The organism is Pseudomonas sp. SJZ103, assembly GCF_007828335.1.
In the GTDB taxonomy this organism is placed as follows: domain Bacteria; phylum Pseudomonadota; class Gammaproteobacteria; order Pseudomonadales; family Pseudomonadaceae; genus Aquipseudomonas.
In genome coordinates this window covers 333,613-351,410 of sequence record NZ_VIUN01000003.1, presented here as the reverse complement: position 1 = coordinate 351,410, position 17,798 = coordinate 333,613, and the positions used below count along the sequence as shown (strand labels likewise).

Genomic DNA, 17,798 nt, shown 5'->3' with positions numbered 1-17,798 from the left:
CATGGCTGCAAGTGACGCGCGTGCAAGCACCACCCCGTTGATCGAGAAACGTTCGATCGACTACATCCCGGAAGCGGAAAGACACGGTCGTCTATTGAGCCAGTTCACCCTGTGGCTGGGTGCCAACCTGCAGATCACCGCGATCGTCACCGGGGCCCTGGCCGTGGTGCTGGGCGGTGATGTGTTCTGGTCGTTGATCGGTCTGTTGATCGGTCAACTGCTGGGCGGCGGCGTGATGGCGTTGCATGCGGCGCAGGGGCCCAAGCTGGGCCTGCCGCAGATGATCTCCAGCCGGGTGCAGTTCGGTGTGTACGGCGCGGCGATCCCGATCGTACTGGTCTGCTTGATGTACCTCGGTTTCACCGCAACGGGCACCGTGCTTTCCGGTCAGGCCCTGGGCCAGTTGTTTGGCGTCAGCGACAGCGTCGGGATCCTGATCTTCGCCAGTGTCATCGTGCTGGTCACGGTGCTCGGTTACCGGGTGATCCACTTCATCGGCCGTGTTGCCAGCGTCATTGGCGTGATTGCCTTTGTCTACCTGTTCAGCCGTCTGATGAGCCAGGCCGACGTGGGCGCACTCCTGCAAATCCGTCACTTCAGTTGGAGCAGCTTCCTGCTGGCGGTGTCGCTCGCGGCCTCCTGGCAAATCGCCTTCGGCCCATACGTGGCGGACTATTCACGCTATCTGCCGAGCACGACGTCCTCGGTCAAAACCTTTCTTGCCGCAGGTGCAGGTTCGGTGGTGGGTGCACAGGTGGCGATGATCCTCGGCGTGTTTGCCGCGGCCATGTCCAACGGGCAATTTGCCGGCCACGAAGTGGCCTACATCGTGGGCCTGGGTGGTACGGGGGCCACTGCGGCGCTGCTGTATTTCAGCATCGCGTTCGGCAAAGTCACTATCTCCACGCTGAACTCCTACGGCAGCTTCATGTGCATTGCCACTATCATCAGCGGCTTTCGCGGTCGCCTGGAGGTCACGCGCTTGCAGCGGCTGTTTTTCGTGCTGGTCATCGTCGGTACGGCGACTCTGATCGCCTTGCTCGGGCAGCACTCGTTCCTGGGGGCGTTCAAGTCCTTCATCCTGTTCCTGCTGGCGTTTTTTACGCCATGGAGCGCGATCAACCTGGTTGACTACTACTGCATCACCCGTGATCGCTACGACGTACCGGCGCTGGCCGATCCAAACGGGCGCTATGGCCGTTGGAACCTGCTCGGTATCAGCGTGTATGTCTTCGGTGTGCTGGTGCAATTGCCGTTCATCTCCACCAAGTTCTACACCGGTCCCCTGGTGGCGGCCCTGGGTGATGTGGATATTTCCTGGATCATCGGCCTGGTAGTCCCCGCCGCGCTTTACTACTGGGCTGCGAAAAAGTGGCCCGCCGCACACCCTGAACACCTGATCCTGCCGAAAGAGCAGGGCGCTGTACCAACGACGACAAACGGGCTGGTTGCACAGGCCTGAGGGGACGTGGACAGGGCAGGATGCCTACTGACTGCCGTAATCCATTTCATGATTGGGAGCGTCACAACAATGAAAATGCATAAGACCCTGTTGGCCACCGTATTCTCTGCGGGCTTGCTGGCCACTGCTGGCGCCCAGGCGGCCGGTTGGTGTGAATCCGGCAAACCGGTGAAATTCGCCGGCCTGAACTGGGAAAGCGGCATGTTGCTCACCGACATCCTGCAAACCGTGCTGGAAAAAGGCTACGACTGCAAAACCGACAGCCTGCCAGGCAACTCCATCACCATGGAAAACGCCCTGAGCAGCAACGACATCCAAGTGTTTGCCGAAGAATGGGTCGGCCGCAGCGAAGTCTGGAACAAGGCCGAGAAGGCCGGCAAAGTCGTCGGTGTCGGTGCCCCTGTGGTGGGCGCTATCGAAGGCTGGTACGTACCGCGCTACGTGATCGAAGGCGACGCCAAGCGCAAGCTTGAACCCAAGGCGCCGGGCCTGAAAAACATCGCCGACCTGGCCAAGTACGCCTCGGTGTTCAAGGACCAGGAAGAACCGTCCAAGGGCCGTTTCTACAACTGCCCGGCCGGCTGGACCTGCGAGCTGGACAACAGCGAAATGCTCAAGAGCTATGGCCTGGAAAGCACCTACACCAACTTCCGCCCAGGCACCGGCCCGGCGCTGGATGCGGCAGTGCTGTCGAGCTACAAGCGCGGCGAGCCGATCCTGTTCTACTACTGGTCGCCAACCCCGTTGATGGGCCAGGTCGACCTGGTCAAGCTGGAAGAAAAACCCGGTGTGGATAAGACCGTGAGCATCAAGGTCGGCCTGTCCAAGACCTTCCACGAACAAGCCCCTGAACTGGTGGCCGTGCTGGAAAAGGTCAACCTGCCCATCGACCTGCTGAACCAGAACCTGGGGCGCATGGCCAAGGAACGCATTGAGTCGCCGAAACTGGCGAAAATTTTCCTCAAGGAACATCCTGAAGTCTGGCACGCCTGGGTCAGTGAAGACGCAGCCAAGAAAATCGACGCGGCCTTGTAGGTCAAGTGTGCACGGCTACCCTGAGGGGTGGCCGGGTGCCTGGCTACAACCCATTGGATCGAGAGCACGCTATGTTTCCTGAGAGTTTTACGTTTTCCATCGCCGACTGGGTCAACGGTTGGGTGGATTCACTGGTCACCAACTACGGCGATGTGTTCCGGCAAATCTCCGACACCCTGCTGTGGGCCATCGTCAACCTGGAAGGGTTGCTGCGTGCAGCCCCCTGGTGGCTGATGCTGGCCATCGTCGGCGGTGTTGCCTGGCATGCCACTCGCAAGGTGGTGACCACGGCGGTGATCGTCGGTCTGCTGTTCCTGGTGGGCGCGGTTGGCCTGTGGGACAAGCTGATGCAGACCCTGGCGCTGATGATGGTCGCCACGGTGATCTCGGTGTTGATCGGCATCCCGCTGGGCATCCTGTCGGCGCGCAGTAATCGCCTGCGCTCGGTGCTGATGCCGTTGCTCGACATCATGCAAACCATGCCCAGCTTCGTGTACCTGATCCCGGTGCTGATGCTGTTTGGCCTGGGCAAGGTGCCGGCGATCTTCGCCACGGTGATCTACGCCGCGCCGCCGCTGATTCGCCTCACCGACCTGGGGATTCGCCAGGTCGACGGCGAAGTCATGGAGGCTATCAACGCCTTCGGTGCCAACCGCTGGCAACAGCTGTTCGGCGTGCAATTGCCGCTGGCGCTGCCGAGCATCATGGCCGGTATCAACCAGACCACCATGATGGCGTTGTCGATGGTGGTGATCGCCTCGATGATCGGCGCCCGTGGCTTGGGTGAAGACGTGCTTGTCGGCATCCAGACCCTCAACGTCGGCCGTGGCCTCGAAGCCGGGCTGGCGATCGTGATTCTCGCAGTGGTCATCGACCGCATTACCCAGGCCTATGGTCGTCCACGGCATGAGGCGAGCAAATGACTACTGTCAGCAAAATCGAAGTTAAAAACGTCTTCAAGATCTTTGGCGCCCGCTCCAAGGAGGCGCTGGCGATGGTTGGCCAGGGCAAGACCAAGGACCAGGTGCTGGCCGAGACCGGTTGCGTGGTCGGCGTGAACGATTTGTCCCTGAGCATCGGCACCGGTGAGATCTTCGTGATCATGGGCCTGTCAGGCTCGGGTAAATCCACGCTGGTGCGCCACTTCAACCGCCTGATCGACCCCACCAGCGGCGCGATCCTGGTGGACGGCGAAGACATCCTGCAACTGGACATGGACGCCCTGCGCCAATTCCGTCGACACAAGATCAGCATGGTGTTCCAGAGCTTCGGCCTGCTGCCCCACAAGAGCGTGCTCGACAACGTCGCCTACGGCCTCAAGGTGCGTGGCGAAACCAAGCAGGTCTGCGCTGAACGCGCGCTGCACTGGATCGAAACCGTGGGCCTCAAGGGCTACGAAAACAAGTACCCGCACCAGCTCTCCGGCGGCATGCGCCAGCGTGTCGGCCTGGCCCGCGCCCTGGCCGCTGACACCGACATCATCCTGATGGACGAAGCGTTCAGCGCCCTCGACCCGCTGATCCGCGCCGAAATGCAAGACCAGTTGCTCGAGCTGCAAAAGACCCTGCACAAGACCATCGTGTTCATCACCCACGACCTCGACGAGGCCGTGCGTATCGGCAACCGCATCGCGATCCTCAAGGACGGCAGGCTGATCCAGGTCGGCACGCCGCGGGAGATCCTGCATTCGCCGGCGGATGAGTATGTGGATCGGTTTGTTCAGCGACGCGCGGCGGTGGTCTGACCCGGGTTCTGTGGTGAGGCTCAAGCTCCCTCCCACATTTGGAATGCATTCCCCAGTGGGAGGGAGCTTGCCCCCGATGAGGCCGGCGAAGCTGTAGAGAATATGAAGAGGTCAACAATGTCCCAGGCAGCAAAAATCATCATCGCCGACACCCCCCTGCGCTGGCAGGACGTGGTCGCCGTGGCCCGTCACGGCGCGGTGCTTGAACTCTCGGGCCAGGCCTGGGCGCGTATCGACAATGCCCAGGCCATCGTGCAGCGCATCGTCACCAGCGGCGAACGTGCCTACGGCGTGAACACCGGCCTGGGCGCCTTGTGCAACGTGTCGCTTAAAGGCGAGCAACTGAGCCAGCTGTCGCGCAATACCCTGTTGAGCCACGCCTGCGGCGTCGGCCCGGTCCTCAGCGACGAGCAGACCCGCGCGATTATCTGCGCGGCGGTCATCAACTACAGCCACGGCAAATCCGGCCTGCATCCGCAGGTGGTGCATTCGCTGCTGGCACTGCTCAACCACGGCATCACGCCGCAAGTACCGTCCCAGGGCTCGGTGGGTTACCTGACCCATATGGCCCATGTCGGCGTGGCGCTGCTGGGTGTCGGTGATGTGAGCTATCGCGGCCAGATCGTCCCGGCGCAACAGGCCCTGGACGAAGAAGGTTTGCAGCCGGTGGTGCTCGGCGCCAAGGACGGCCTGTGCCTGGTCAACGGCACGCCGTGCATGACCGGCCTGAGCTGCCTGGCCCTGGCCGACGCCCATCATTTGCTGCAATGGGCCGACGTGATCGGCGCCATGAGCTTTGAGGCCCAGCGCGGCCAGATCGACGCCTTCGACGAAGAAATCATCGCCCTCAAGCCGCACCCGGGCATGCAGCATGTTGGCAGCAACCTGCGTGCGTTGCTCGATGGCAGTGAAGTGATCGCCAGCAGCAAAGGTATCCGCACCCAGGACGCCCTGAGCCTGCGCTCGATCCCGCAGATCCACGGCGCGGCGCGCGACCAGGTGGAGCACGCGACTCGCCAGATCGAGACCGAACTCAACAGCGTCACCGACAACCCGCTGGTGCTCGGCACACCGGACCACTACCGCGTGGTGTCCCAGGCCAACCCCCACGGCCAGTCCGTCGCCCTGGCCGCCGACATGCTGGCGATTGCCATGGCCGAAATCGGCTCGGTCGCCGAACGCCGCCTCGACCGCCTGATCAACCCGCACGTCAGCGGCCTGCCGGCGTTCCTGGTGAGCAACCCCGGGGTCAACTCCGGGATGATGATCGTGCAGTACGTCGCCGCGTCACTGTGCGGACAGAACCGCCAGTTGGCGCAACCGGCGGTGCTCGACAACTTCGTCACCTCGGGTCTGCAGGAAGACCACCTGAGCATGGGCACCAACGCCGCGCTCAAGCTGCACCAGGTATTGGCCAACGTCACCCAGATCCTCGCCATCGAGTACCTGCTGGCGGCCCAGGCCTTCGAATTCCTGAAAGACCAACGCTTCGGGGCGGGCACCGACAGGGCCTGGCGCCTGCTGCGTGAAGTGGTACCCGCCTATGAGCAGGACCGTTGGCTGGCGCCGGATATTGCGGCTGCCGCCAAGGTGCTCAAGGACACCGCATTACCGAATCTGCACTGAACACGTATTTCAAAAGAATAATTCACAAGGAGTATGAATGTGACTGCGCTAAACCTGATTCCAGGCCAACTGAGCCTTGCCCAACTGCGAGCCATCTACCAGCAGCCGGTAACCCTCAGTCTGGATGACAGTGCCTCGGCCCAGATCGAAGCCAGTGTGGCCTGCGTGGAGCAGATTCTCGCCGAGAACCGCACCGCCTATGGCATCAACACCGGTTTCGGCCTGCTGGCCTCGACTCGCATCGCCAGCGAAGACCTGGAAAACCTCCAGCGTTCCCTGGTGTTGTCCCACGCCGCCGGCGTCGGTGAGCCGATCAGCGATGCGCTGGTACGGCTGGTCATGGTGCTCAAAGTCAACAGCCTCAGCCGTGGGTTCTCCGGGATTCGCCGGCAGGTGATCGACGCGCTGATCGCGCTGATCAACGCCGAGGTGTACCCGCATATTCCGTTGAAAGGCTCGGTGGGCGCTTCCGGTGACTTGGCGCCGTTGGCCCACATGTCCCTGGTGCTGCTGGGCGAAGGCAAGGCGCGCTACAAGGGCGAATGGCTGGAGGCCACCGACGCGCTGAAAGTCGCCGGCCTGACGCCGCTGACACTCGCCGCCAAGGAAGGCCTGGCGCTGCTCAACGGCACCCAGGTGTCCACCGCCTATGCCTTGCGTGGCCTGTTCGAAGGCGAAGACCTGTTCGCCGGTGCCCTGGCCTGCGGCGGCCTTACCGTGGAAGCGGTGCTGGGCTCGCGCTCGCCGTTCGACGCACGTATTCATGCGGCTCGCGGTCAACGTGGGCAAATCGATTCGGCTGCGGCCTACCGTGACCTGCTGGGTGAGAGCAGCCAGGTGTCGCAGTCGCACCAGAACTGCGACAAGGTGCAGGATCCGTACTCCCTGCGCTGCCAGCCACAAGTCATGGGCGCCTGCCTGACTCAGTTGCGCCAGGCGGCCGAGGTGCTGGTGGTCGAAGCCAACGCCGTGTCCGATAACCCGTTGGTATTTGCCGCTGAGGGGGACGTGATCTCCGGTGGCAACTTCCACGCCGAACCGGTGGCCATGGCCGCTGACAACATGGCCCTCGCCATCGCTGAAATCGGCTCCCTGAGCGAGCGTCGTATCTCGCTGATGATGGACAAGCACATGTCGCAACTGCCGCCGTTCCTGGTGGGCAATGGTGGGGTGAACTCCGGCTTCATGATCGCCCAGGTGACCGCTGCAGCACTCGCCAGCGAGAACAAGGCACTGTCCCATCCCCATAGCGTCGACAGCATCCCGACGTCCGCCAACCAGGAAGACCACGTGTCGATGGCCCCGGCAGCCGGCAAGCGCCTGTGGGAAATGGCCGAGAACACGCGCGGCATCCTTGCGGTGGAATGGCTGGCTGCGTGCCAGGGCCTGGACCTGCGTGAAGGCCTGAAAACCTCGCCGAAACTGGAAAAAGCCCGTGGCATCCTGCGCGCCAAAGTGGCGTTCTATGACAAGGACCGCTTCTTCGCCCCGGACATCATCGCCGCCAGCGAGCTGCTCGCCAGCCGCTGCTTGAATGAGCTGGTGCCGGCCAAGTTGCTGCCGAGCCTGTAACCCTAGGAGTGTCGGATGAAAACCCTTTGGCAGCACTGCCACGTCGCAACCATGGCCCAGGGCAAATACTCGATCATCGAGGATGCGGCCATGGTCACCGTAGGTTCGCTCATCGAGTGGATCGGCCCGCGCAGCGAAGTACCGACGGCGGATTACGCCCAGGTGCATGACCTGCAAGGCGCGTGGGTCACTCCCGGGCTGATCGACTGCCACACCCACACGGTGTTTGGTGGCAATCGCAGCGGCGAATTCGAGCAGCGCCTCGAAGGCGTGAGCTATGCCGACATTGCGGCCAAGGGCGGCGGTATTGCCAGCACCGTGCGCGCCACCCGTGCCGCGACGGAGGATGAACTCTTCGCCAGCGCCCACAAGCGCTTGCGCAGCCTGCTGCGCGACGGCGTGACCACGGTGGAGATCAAGTCCGGTTACGGCCTGGACCTGGCCAACGAGCGCAAGATGTTGCGGGTGGCTCGGCGCCTTGGCGACGCGCTGCCGGTCAGCGTGCGCGCCACGTGCCTGGCGGCCCATGCATTGCCGCCGGAGTACAAGGATCGCGCCGACGATTACATCGAGCACATCTGCGCCGAGATGCTGCCGGCCTTGGCGGCGGAAGGGCTGGTGGACGCGGTGGATGCGTTCTGCGAATACCTGGCGTTTTCCACCGAGCAGGTCGAGCGCGTGTTCAAGGTCGCCCAGCAACTCGGCCTGCCGGTGAAGCTGCATGCCGAGCAGTTGTCGTCGCTGCACGGCTCCAGCCTGGCGGCGCGTTACCACGCGCTGTCGGCGGACCACCTGGAATTCATGACCGAAGAAGACGCCATCGCCATGGCCGCTGCCGGCACCGTCGCCGTTTTGCTGCCGGGCGCGTTCTACTTCCTGCGCGAAACCCAGCTGCCGCCGATGGACGCCCTGCGCAAGCACGGCGTGAAGATCGCCATCGCCAGCGACCTCAACCCAGGCACCTCGCCAGCGTTGTCGGTGCGCCTGATGCTGAACATGGCCTGCACCCTGTTCCGCATGACCCCGGAAGAAGCCCTGGCCGGTGCCACGCAACATGCGGCCACCGCCCTTGGCATGGGCGACACCCACGGGGCCCTGGAAGTGGGCAAGGTCGCTGACTTTGTCGCCTGGCAGATTGATCGCCCCGCCGACCTGGCCTACTGGCTGGGTGGCGAGCTGGATAAACGCGTCGTGCGCCACGGCGTCGACGTCACTGTGTAAGGAGCATTGCTGTGGATAAGGTTCTGAACTTCAAACAAGGCCGTGTGCCGCTGCTGATCAGCATGCCCCACGCCGGGCTGCGCCTGACGCCTGCGGTGGAAGCCGGGTTGATCCCCGAAGCGCAAAGCCTGCCGGACACCGATTGGCACATCCCCACGCTGTATGACTTCGCCGATGAACTGGGCGCCAGCACCTTGTCGGCCGAGTATTCGCGGTTCGTCATCGACTTGAATCGTCCGTCCGACGACAAGCCATTGTATGCAGGCGCCACCACCGGTCTGTACCCGGCCACGTTGTTCGACGGCGTGCCGTTGTTCCGCGAGGGGCTGGAGCCGAGCGAGACCGAACGCGCCAGCTACCTGCAAAAAATATGGGGCCCTTACCACCGCACGTTGCAAGAAGAACTGGCACGGCTCAAGGCCGAGTTCGGTTATGCGCTGCTGTTCGATGCGCACTCGATCCGCTCGGTGATCCCGCACCTGTTCGACGGCAAACTGCCGGACTTCAACCTGGGCACCTTCAACGGCGCCGCCTGTGATCCGGAACTGGCCAGCCAGCTCGAGGCCATCTGCGCCACCCATCCTCAGTACACCCACGTCTTGAACGGGCGCTTCAAGGGCGGCCATATCACCCGCCATTACGGCAACCCGGCGCAGGATATCCATGCCGTGCAGTTGGAGTTATGCCAGAGCACGTATATGGAGGAGTTCGAGCCGTTCCGCTATCGCCCGGATCTGGCCGAGCCGACGCAAGTGGTGTTGAAGCAGTTGCTGGAAGGCTTGCTGGCGTGGGGGCGCAAGCGCTACGGGTGACGAACGGTCGCCTCTGTGCAACTCACAGTCGCCACAGGTCGTGTTGAGAGAGGCCTCGCTCGGTAAGGTTGTGGATACGGCGCACCAGACGCCACTTCCCACAATAAAAGCTGCCGAGTGAGACCTCTTTCATGAAAAGACTGTTCAACCGTTACCTGTTGACCCTCACCGCCGCGGCACTGCTCAGTGCCCAAGCCCTGGCCGCCGAGCCGGCCTCCTGCAAATCCATCCGCATGGGCGTGGTCAGCTGGACCGATGTGGTCGCCACCTCGGGCATGGCCGACGTGCTGCTCAACGGCCTGGGCTATGACAGCAAACAGACCAGTGCTGTGCAGCAGATCATCTTCGCCGGCATTCGCGACAAACGCCTGGACGTGTTCCTCGGCTATTGGAAACCCGCGATGGACAACAACATCGCGCCGTTCCTGGCCGCCAGGCAGGTCAAGGTCTTTGATAGGCCCAGCTTGGCCGACGCCCAGGCCACCCTGGCCGTGCCGCAATACGTGGCCGACGCCGGGCTGAAGACCTTTGCCGATATTGCCCGTTTCAAGGACAAACTCGGCGGCAAGATCTACGGCATCGAACCCGGCAGCGGCGCCAATACCGATATTCAGAAAATGATCGACACCAACCATTTCGGCCTGGGCGGCTTCAAGCTGGTGGCCTCCGGTGAAGCGGGCATGCTGGCCGCCGTGCAACGCGCGGTGAACCGCAAGGAGTTCGTGGTGTTTGTCGGCTGGACCCCGCACCCGATGAACATCAACATGAAAATGGCCTATCTCACGGGCAGCGAAGATGTGTTCGGTCCTGACGAAGGGCGCGCCACGGTCTCCACCGTCACTGCACCGGATTTTGCCGAGCGTTGTCCGAATGCGAACCGGCTTCTGGAAAACCTGACCTTCACCGCCGCCCAGGAAAGCCAGCTCATGGTGCCGATCATGGAGCGCCAGTCACCACAGGACGTGGCCAGGCAATGGCTGCGCGACCACCCCGAGGATTTGCAGCGCTGGTTGGCCGGGGTTACAGCATTTGATGGTAGCGATGGCTTGGCGTCGCTCCAGGCCTACCTCAAACCCTAAGCCAAATGCAGCCCCAACGGTGGGAGGGGGCTTGCCCCCGATAGCGCCATGCCTCACACCCTATCCGGTGACTGATCCACCACAATCGCAAGCAAGCCCCCGCAGGCCTTGAACCTGCTGTGCCAGAGATCATTGCGTATGTACCCACTATCCCCGCAACTCGCCGCCTTCATCGAAAAAACCACGTCCTTCGCCGGCAACGACTCTTCCCCGGCGGGCCTGCGCCAAAGTTACGACCGCATGTGCCAGGCATTCACCCCGCCGAAACCGCAAGGCTTGCAGCTTGCGAACTTCACCCTGGCCGGCGTGGGCGCACGCAGCTATCTGCCGTCAACACCGCCACCCGCCGATGGCTGGCCATGCCTCCTCTATATACATGGCGGTGGTTGGGTGGTCGGCGGCCTGGATTCCCACGACTTCATCTGTTTCGAGCTGGCCAATGCCCTTCAGGTGCTGGTAATCGCCATCGACTACCGCCTGGCGCCCGAGCACCCGTTCCCGGCTGCCTACGACGATTGCCGCGCGGTGTGGCAGGCGATCCAGGCAGGGGAGTGCCCGCACGCCATCAACCGGCAACGCCTGGCGGTGGTGGGTGACAGTGCGGGCGGTAACCTGGCGGCGGCGTTGTGCCTGGGCTTGCGCGATGATGGCCAGCCTATGCCGCGCGTACAGGTCCTGATTTACCCCGGACTGGGCGGCCCGGCCGATTTGCCATCGCGCTGTGACTGCAGGGACGCGCCGTTGCTCAGCAGTGCCGACACCGATGGCTACCTCGCGCTTTACCTGCGTGGTTCGGGCACGGCGTCAGCCTATGCCATGCCGCTGCTGGCCGAGGATTTCAGTGGTTTGCCCAAGGCCTTGATCGCCGTGGCCCAATTCGACCCGCTGCGCGACGACGGCGTGCTGTATGCCGAGCGCCTGCAACAGGCTGGCGTGCCTGCGCTGTTGTATCCGGGCAAAGGCCTGGTCCACGGCTGTTTACGCGCGCGCGGCCAGGCCCCGGAGGTGGATCGGCTGTACGGTTATCTGCTGAATTACCTGAGGAGTGAAGGGCTGACACAGGTCTAAGCGCTCAAGGACATGCTCATTGCACAATTCGGGTTTATAGTGCCAGACGGCAAAATAAAAGACGTCCCCCCAGGGATGAACCCGACCCCCTACGGAGCGCGCAATGCAGACTTGGTACCCGCAGATCAAACCCTACGCCCGGCACGATCTGGCCGTCGATGACACCCACACGCTCTACGTCGATGAAAGTGGCTCCCCCGAAGGCTTGCCTGTCGTATTCATCCACGGTGGCCCTGGCGCCGGTTGCGATGCCCAGAGCCGCTGCTATTTCGATCCCAACCTGTACCGCATCGTTACCTTCGACCAGCGTGGCTGCGGCCGTTCCACCCCGCGCGCCAGCCTGGAAAACAACACCACCTGGGACCTCGTCGCCGACCTTGAGCGCATCCGCGAACATCTTGGCATCGACAAATGGGTGCTGTTCGGCGGCTCCTGGGGCTCGACCCTGGCCCTGGCCTACGCGCAAACCCACCCTGAACGTGTGCATGGCCTGATCGTGCGCGGTATTTTCCTCGCCCGCCCGCAGGACATCGAATGGTTCTACCAGGCTGGTGCCAGCCGCCTGTTCCCGGATTACTGGCAGGACTACATCGCGCCGATTCCTGCCGATGAGCGTCACGACATGATCGCGGCCTACCACAAACGCCTGACCGGCAACGACCAGATCGCCCAGATGCACGCCGCCAAGGCCTGGTCCGGCTGGGAAGGGCGCATGCTGGGCCTGTGCCCGAGCCCGCAGCACGTGGAGCGTTTTTCCGAGCCTCAGCGTGCGCTGTCCATTGCGCGTATCGAGTGCCACTACTTCACCAACAACTCCTTCCTGGAGCCCAACCAGCTGATTCGCGATATGCACAAGATCGCCCATCTGCCTGGCGTAATCATCCATGGCCGCTACGATATGATCTGCCCGCTGGATAACGCCTGGGAGCTGCATCAGGCATGGCCGAACAGCGAGCTGCAGGTCATCCGTGAAGCGGGCCATGCGGCGTCCGAGCCTGGTATTACCGATGCACTGGTACGCGCGACCGGCGAAATGGCACGGCGCCTGCTTGATCTACCGCCAGAAGAAGCATGAAGGGCCTGCTGCAACGGGTGCGCGGCGCCCGGGTCGAAGTGGCGGGCGAAATTGTCGGGGCGATCGAACAGGGTTTGCTGGTGCTGGTGGCCGTCGAACCTTCAGATACGCCCGAGAGCGCCGACAAACTGCTGCACAAGCTGCTTAACTACCGGGTGTTCAGCGACGACGAGGGCAAGATGAACCTGTCGTTGAAGGATATCGAGGGGGGATTGCTGCTGGTGTCGCAGTTCACGCTGGCGGCGGATACCAAGAGCGGCCTGCGGCCAAGCTTCTCCACCGCTGCGCCGCCGGCCCTGGGAGCGGCGCTTTTTGATCACTTGCTGTTACAAGCGCAACAATTGCATGGCAAGGTGGCCTCGGGGCGTTTTGGCGCAGATATGCAGGTGCATTTGGTCAATGATGGCCCTGTGACCTTTCTCTTGCAGACATGAATGTATTAAAAACGACTTTAATGCCTAAAAACGTAGGGTTTCGCTACAAATACTTCGTTGTCCCTGATGCGTTGTTTCGCGGGCTACTAGATAATCGCGCGCTACGGGGATCAGCGTTGTTTGGTCCATTTTTGACTTAGGTAGAGACTTGTCCGACGGCCTCAGGGGAATCATTTTGCCCCAGGGGAGTCGGAACAATGCTCGCCAACCTGGCATATAGATAGCTGGCCGTTGGTTTTTTGATCTGTTTTCGGCGAGGGTTGCTCGTGATTGTTAGTCCCTGTAATGCACCAAAATTGTCTGCCAAACGGTTACGAAACGCACTGGTGACGGGCTCTGCCCTGTTTTGCCTGTTCGGCGCGGGTCAACTGTGGGCATTCAGTCTGGACGATGTGTCGGCCAAGGCAAAAGAGCTGGCCGGGCAGAAATACGAAGCTCCGCGCAGCAATCTGCCGAACGAATTCCGCGAAATGAAGTTCGCGGACTACCAAAAGATTCGTTTCCGCAACGAAAAAGCCGAATGGGCCGATCAAAACACCCCGTTCAAGTTGTCCTTCTATCACCAGGGTATGCATTTCGATACACCGGTGAAAATCAACGAAGTGACCGCCGACAGCGTCCAGGAAATCAAATACGACCCGGCTCGCTTCGATTTCGGCGGCGTGAAGTTTGATCCTAAAGCCACCGAACAGCTGGGTTATGCCGGTTTCCGTGTGCTGTACCCGATCAACAAGGGCGACAAGCAAGACGAAATCATGACCATGCTCGGCGCCAGCTATTTCCGCGTCGTCGGTAAGGATCAGGTCTATGGCCTGTCCGCCCGTGGCATGGCGATCGATACCGCGCTGCCGTCGGGTGAAGAATTCCCGCGCTTCACCGAGTTCTGGATCGAGCGTCCAAAACCGGGTGACAAGCACCTGGTGATCTTCGCCTTGCTGGATTCGCCACGCGCCACCGGTGCCTATCGCCTGATCCTGCGTCCGGGCACCGACACGGTTGTCGATGTGAAATCCCAGATGTTCCTGCGTGACAAGGTCAGCAAGCTGGGCGTTGCCCCGTTGACCAGCATGTTCCTGTTTGGTGCCAACCAGCCGTCCAAGGTGCTCAACTACCGTCGCGAGTTGCACGATTCCAGCGGCCTGTCGATCCATGCCGGCAATGGCGAGTGGATCTGGCGCCCTCTGAACAACCCTAAACACCTGTCGGTCAGCAACTTCACCGTGGAAAACCCGCGTGGGTTCGGCCTGCTGCAACGCGGTCGCAACTTCAGCCACTACGAAGACCTCGACGACAACTACGACAAGCGCCCAAGCGCGTGGATCGAGCCTGAAGGCGACTGGGGCAAGGGTTCCGTCGATCTGGTCGAGATCCCGACTGCCGATGAAACCAACGACAACATCGTTGCATTCTGGAGCCCGGCCGAACTGCCGGAAGTCGGCAAGCCCCTCGACGTAGCCTATCGCCTGCACTGGACCCTCGACGACGCCGCGTTCCACTCGCCGGACAGCGCCTGGGTCAAGCAGACCCTGCGTTCCACCGGTGACGTGAAGCAATCCAACCTGATCCGTCAGCCGGATGGCAGCGTCGCGTACCTGGTGGACTTCGAAGGCCCGGCCCTGAAAAAACTGCTGCCGGACGCCCCGGTGCGCAGCCAGGTGAGCGTGGGTGACAACGCTGAACTGGTAGAAAACAGCGTGCGTTACAACGAGCACACCAAAGGCTGGCGCCTGACCCTGCGCCTGAAGATCAAGGACGCAAGCAAGCCTACCGAGATGCGTGCGTCGCTGGTGCAGGACATCGTGCAGCCCGAGCCCGAGAAGGTTTCGACTCAAGTGCTCAAGGCCGACAAGGTCCTGGCCAAGCAACACGAGAAACAGGCCAAGAAAGACGCGAAAGACAAGGAAGCCAAGCAGCCAGAAGCTGCCCCAGCCACACCGGAGCCGATCAAGACCGAGCAAGTCCTGACCGAAACCTGGAGCTATCAGTTGCCTGCCGATGAGTAATTCTCAAATCCAGCCAGAGACTCTGTCCGAGTACCTGGCGCATCTTCCGATGACCGCTGAGCAGCGCGCCGAGTTGGCGGGCTGCACATCCTTCACCGAGTTGCATGAGCGCTTGTCGTCCAAAGTGTTTGATGCGCCTGTCGACGCCGCCCAGGCGTCGGTGGGTCGCCGGTTGACCCTCAGTACGGCTGAAGAGCTGCAAGACGCTGAAATGCTGGGGGTCGACGCCAGTGGGCGTGTGTGCCTCAAAGCCACGCCGCCGATTCGGCGTACCCGCGTGGTGCCTGAACCCTGGCGCACCAATATCCTGGTGCGCGGCTGGCGTCGGATCACCGGCCGCAGCAATCCGCCGGCCCCGCCGAAGGATGAGCGCGTATTGCCGGCAGCCCGCTGGCGTACCGTGGGTTCGATTCGGCGTTACATTCTGCTGGTGCTGATGCTCGGCCAGACCATCGTGGCCGGCTGGTACATGAAAGGCATCATGCCGTACCAAGGCTGGTCGCTGGTCGACTTCGACGAAATCCGCAGCCAGACCCTGCTGCAAACCGCCACTCAGGTGCTGCCTTACGCCCTGCAAACCAGCATCCTGATCATGTTCGGGATCTTGTTCTGCTGGGTCTCGGCCGGTTTCTGGACCGCATTGATGGGCTTCCTCGAACTGCTCACCGGCCACGATAAATACCGGATTTCCGGTAAAAGTGCCGGCGATGAGCCGATCCCGAAAGACGCGCGCACCGCGCTGGTCATGCCGATCTGCAACGAAGACGTGCCGCGCGTATTCGCCGGTTTGCGCGCGACGTTCGAATCGGTGGCCGCTACCGGTGATCTCGATCGTTTCGACTTCTTTGTGCTCAGCGACAGTAACGAAGCCGACATCTGCATCGCCGAGCAGCAAGCCTGGCTCGACGTCTGCCGTGAGGCGGGTGGCTTCGGCAAGATCTTCTATCGCCGCCGTCGCCGTCGCGTGAAGCGTAAAAGCGGCAACCTCGACGACTTCTGCCGTCGTTGGGGCGGTGACTACAAGTACATGGTCGTTCTCGACGCCGATTCCGTGATGAGCGGCGAATGCCTGACCAGCCTGGTGCGCCTGATGGAAGCCACGCCGGATGCCGGGATTATCCAGACCGCGCCACGTGCGTCGGGCATGGACACCCTGTATGCGCGCATGCAGCAGTTTGCCACCCGCGTGTACGGCCCACTGTTCACCGCCGGCCTGCACTTCTGGCAGCTGGGTGAATCCCACTACTGGGGTCACAACGCGATCATCCGCATGAAACCGTTTATCGAGCACTGCGCCCTGGCGCCATTGCCGGGTAAAGGTGCATTCGCAGGTTCCATCCTGTCCCACGACTTCGTTGAGGCGGCGCTGATGCGCCGTGCCGGCTGGGGCGTGTGGATTGCCTACGACCTGCCGGGCAGCTACGAAGAACTGCCGCCGAACCTTCTGGATGAACTCAAGCGTGACCGTCGCTGGTGCCACGGCAACCTGATGAACTTCCGCCTGTTCCTGGTCAAGGGCATGCACCCGGTGCACCGCGCGGTGTTCCTGACCGGCGTGATGTCCTACCTGTCGGCACCGTTGTGGTTCCTGTTCCTGGTGCTGTCGACGGCCTTGCTGGCGGTCAACACCCTGATGGAGCCGCAGTACTTCATGGCGCCACGCCAGTTGTACCCGCTGTGGCCGCAATGGCATCCGGACAAGGCGGTGGCGCTGTTCTCCACCACCATCGTGCTGCTGTTCCTGCCGAAATTGCTGAGCATCATCCTGATCTGGGCCAAGGGCGCTAAAGAGTTCGGCGGCAAGTTCAAGGTGACCATGTCGATGCTGCTGGAGATGCTGTTCTCCATGCTGCTGGCGCCGGTGCGGATGATTTTCCACACCCGTTTCGTGCTCGCCGCGTTCCTCGGCTGGGCCGCGACCTGGAACTCGCCGCAGCGGGACGACGACTCCACGCCGTGGGGCGAAGCGATCAAGCGTCACGGCACGCAGACCTTGCTGGGCTTCTTCTGGGCGCTGCTGGTGGTGTGGCTGAACCCGAGCTTCCTGTGGTGGCTGGTACCGATCGTGGGTTCGTTGATGCTGTCGATCCCGGTGTCGGTGATTTCCAGCCGGGTCAACCTCGGCTTGAAGTCCCGCGACGAGAGCCTGTTCCTGATCCCTGAGGAATACAATCCGCCACAGGCGTTGCTGTCCACCGACAAGTACACCCACGAAAACCGTTGGCACGCGCTGAAAGATGGCTTTGTGCGCTCGGTGGTCGACCCGCAGCAGAACGCCCTGGCCTGTGCCCTGGCAACCTCGCGTCACGGTCAGGCCGAGCCGATCGAGTACCTGCGTGCCGAACGTGTGCGCCACGCGTTGAAAGTCGGCCCTGCCGGCCTCAACAACGGCGAACGCCTGGCGTTGCTCAGCGACCCGGTAGCCCTGGCCCGCTTGCACGAGCAGATCTGGAGCGAAGGGCATGCCGAGTGGCTCGCTGCCTGGCGTGATTCGATCAAGGCCGACCCGCACGCGCCTTTGCTGCCGCTGCAACCGCTGTCATCCCAGGCCCAACCGGCCTGATTCAGGCGCCCCCGAGGGTTCACTTCGGGGGCGTTCGAAGCGCTGGTCCTACAGCGTTTCCATCTTCTTCTTTATCGCCCTAACTCCTTGTTATTTCGAAACAA

The 17,798-nt window shown here is 62.2% G+C and carries 14 protein-coding genes; all 14 read left to right on the top strand.

The features are described 5' to 3' along the window. The first annotated feature begins 1 nt into the window (after window position 1). On the top strand, window positions 2-1,462 hold the full coding sequence (locus FBY10_RS09680) for a cytosine permease (RefSeq protein WP_145335887.1): 1,461 nt from the start codon (window positions 2-4) through the stop codon (window positions 1,460-1,462). Window positions 1,463-1,531: 69 nt separating this feature from the next. Next, window positions 1,532-2,497, top strand: coding sequence for an ABC transporter substrate-binding protein (locus FBY10_RS09675; RefSeq protein ID WP_131696895.1), 966 nt, complete (start codon window positions 1,532-1,534; stop codon window positions 2,495-2,497). Window positions 2,498-2,568: 71 nt separating this feature from the next. Next, window positions 2,569-3,420 (top strand): proline/glycine betaine ABC transporter permease, encoded by an 852-nt coding sequence (locus tag FBY10_RS09670; protein WP_032890174.1) that lies wholly within the window; start codon window positions 2,569-2,571, stop codon window positions 3,418-3,420. Then, window positions 3,417-4,241 (top strand): glycine betaine/L-proline ABC transporter ATP-binding protein, encoded by an 825-nt coding sequence (locus FBY10_RS09665; RefSeq protein WP_051429333.1) that lies wholly within the window; start codon window positions 3,417-3,419, stop codon window positions 4,239-4,241. The genes FBY10_RS09670 and FBY10_RS09665 overlap by 4 nt, the downstream gene beginning before the upstream one ends. Window positions 4,242-4,358: 117 nt before the next feature. After that, window positions 4,359-5,867, top strand: coding sequence for a histidine ammonia-lyase (hutH, locus tag FBY10_RS09660; RefSeq protein WP_131696894.1), 1,509 nt, complete (start codon window positions 4,359-4,361; stop codon window positions 5,865-5,867). 33 nt (window positions 5,868-5,900) lie between these two features. Beyond that, the gene (gene hutH, locus FBY10_RS09655) at window positions 5,901-7,439 is read left to right on the top strand and encodes a histidine ammonia-lyase (protein ID WP_131696893.1); all 1,539 of its coding nucleotides are present in this window, start codon (window positions 5,901-5,903) and stop codon (window positions 7,437-7,439) included. A 15-nt stretch (window positions 7,440-7,454) separates the two neighbouring features. After that, window positions 7,455-8,660, top strand: a complete 1,206-nt coding sequence (gene hutI / locus FBY10_RS09650) for an imidazolonepropionase (protein ID WP_145335888.1) — start codon at window positions 7,455-7,457, stop codon at window positions 8,658-8,660. Between the two features lie 11 nt (window positions 8,661-8,671). Then, entirely contained in the window at window positions 8,672-9,472 is an 801-nt protein-coding gene (hutG, locus tag FBY10_RS09645) for an N-formylglutamate deformylase (RefSeq protein ID WP_131696891.1), read from the top strand. A 131-nt stretch (window positions 9,473-9,603) separates the two neighbouring features. Further along, complete coding sequence (locus FBY10_RS09640) at window positions 9,604-10,551, top strand: choline ABC transporter substrate-binding protein (RefSeq protein WP_131696890.1); 948 nt, start codon at window positions 9,604-9,606, stop codon at window positions 10,549-10,551. A gap of 138 nt (window positions 10,552-10,689) precedes the next feature. Beyond that, on the top strand, window positions 10,690-11,619 hold the full coding sequence (locus FBY10_RS09635; protein ID WP_145335890.1) for an alpha/beta hydrolase: 930 nt from the start codon (window positions 10,690-10,692) through the stop codon (window positions 11,617-11,619). 103 nt (window positions 11,620-11,722) lie between these two features. Further along, window positions 11,723-12,694, top strand: coding sequence for a prolyl aminopeptidase (gene pip / locus FBY10_RS09630; protein WP_027605045.1), 972 nt, complete (start codon window positions 11,723-11,725; stop codon window positions 12,692-12,694). After that, the gene (gene dtd, locus FBY10_RS09625) at window positions 12,691-13,128 is read left to right on the top strand and encodes a D-aminoacyl-tRNA deacylase (RefSeq protein WP_145335892.1); all 438 of its coding nucleotides are present in this window, start codon (window positions 12,691-12,693) and stop codon (window positions 13,126-13,128) included. Before pip ends, dtd begins: the two co-directional genes overlap by 4 nt. Window positions 13,129-13,451: 323 nt before the next feature. Beyond that, the gene (locus tag FBY10_RS09620) at window positions 13,452-15,131 is read left to right on the top strand and encodes a glucan biosynthesis protein G (RefSeq protein ID WP_205885666.1); all 1,680 of its coding nucleotides are present in this window, start codon (window positions 13,452-13,454) and stop codon (window positions 15,129-15,131) included. After that, window positions 15,124-17,694 carry a glucans biosynthesis glucosyltransferase MdoH gene (mdoH, locus tag FBY10_RS09615; RefSeq protein WP_131696886.1) on the top strand — a complete coding sequence of 857 codons (2,571 nt, stop codon included), beginning with the start codon at window positions 15,124-15,126 and terminating at the stop codon, window positions 17,692-17,694. The genes FBY10_RS09620 and mdoH overlap by 8 nt, the downstream gene beginning before the upstream one ends. Window positions 17,695-17,798: the final 104 nt, after the last annotated feature.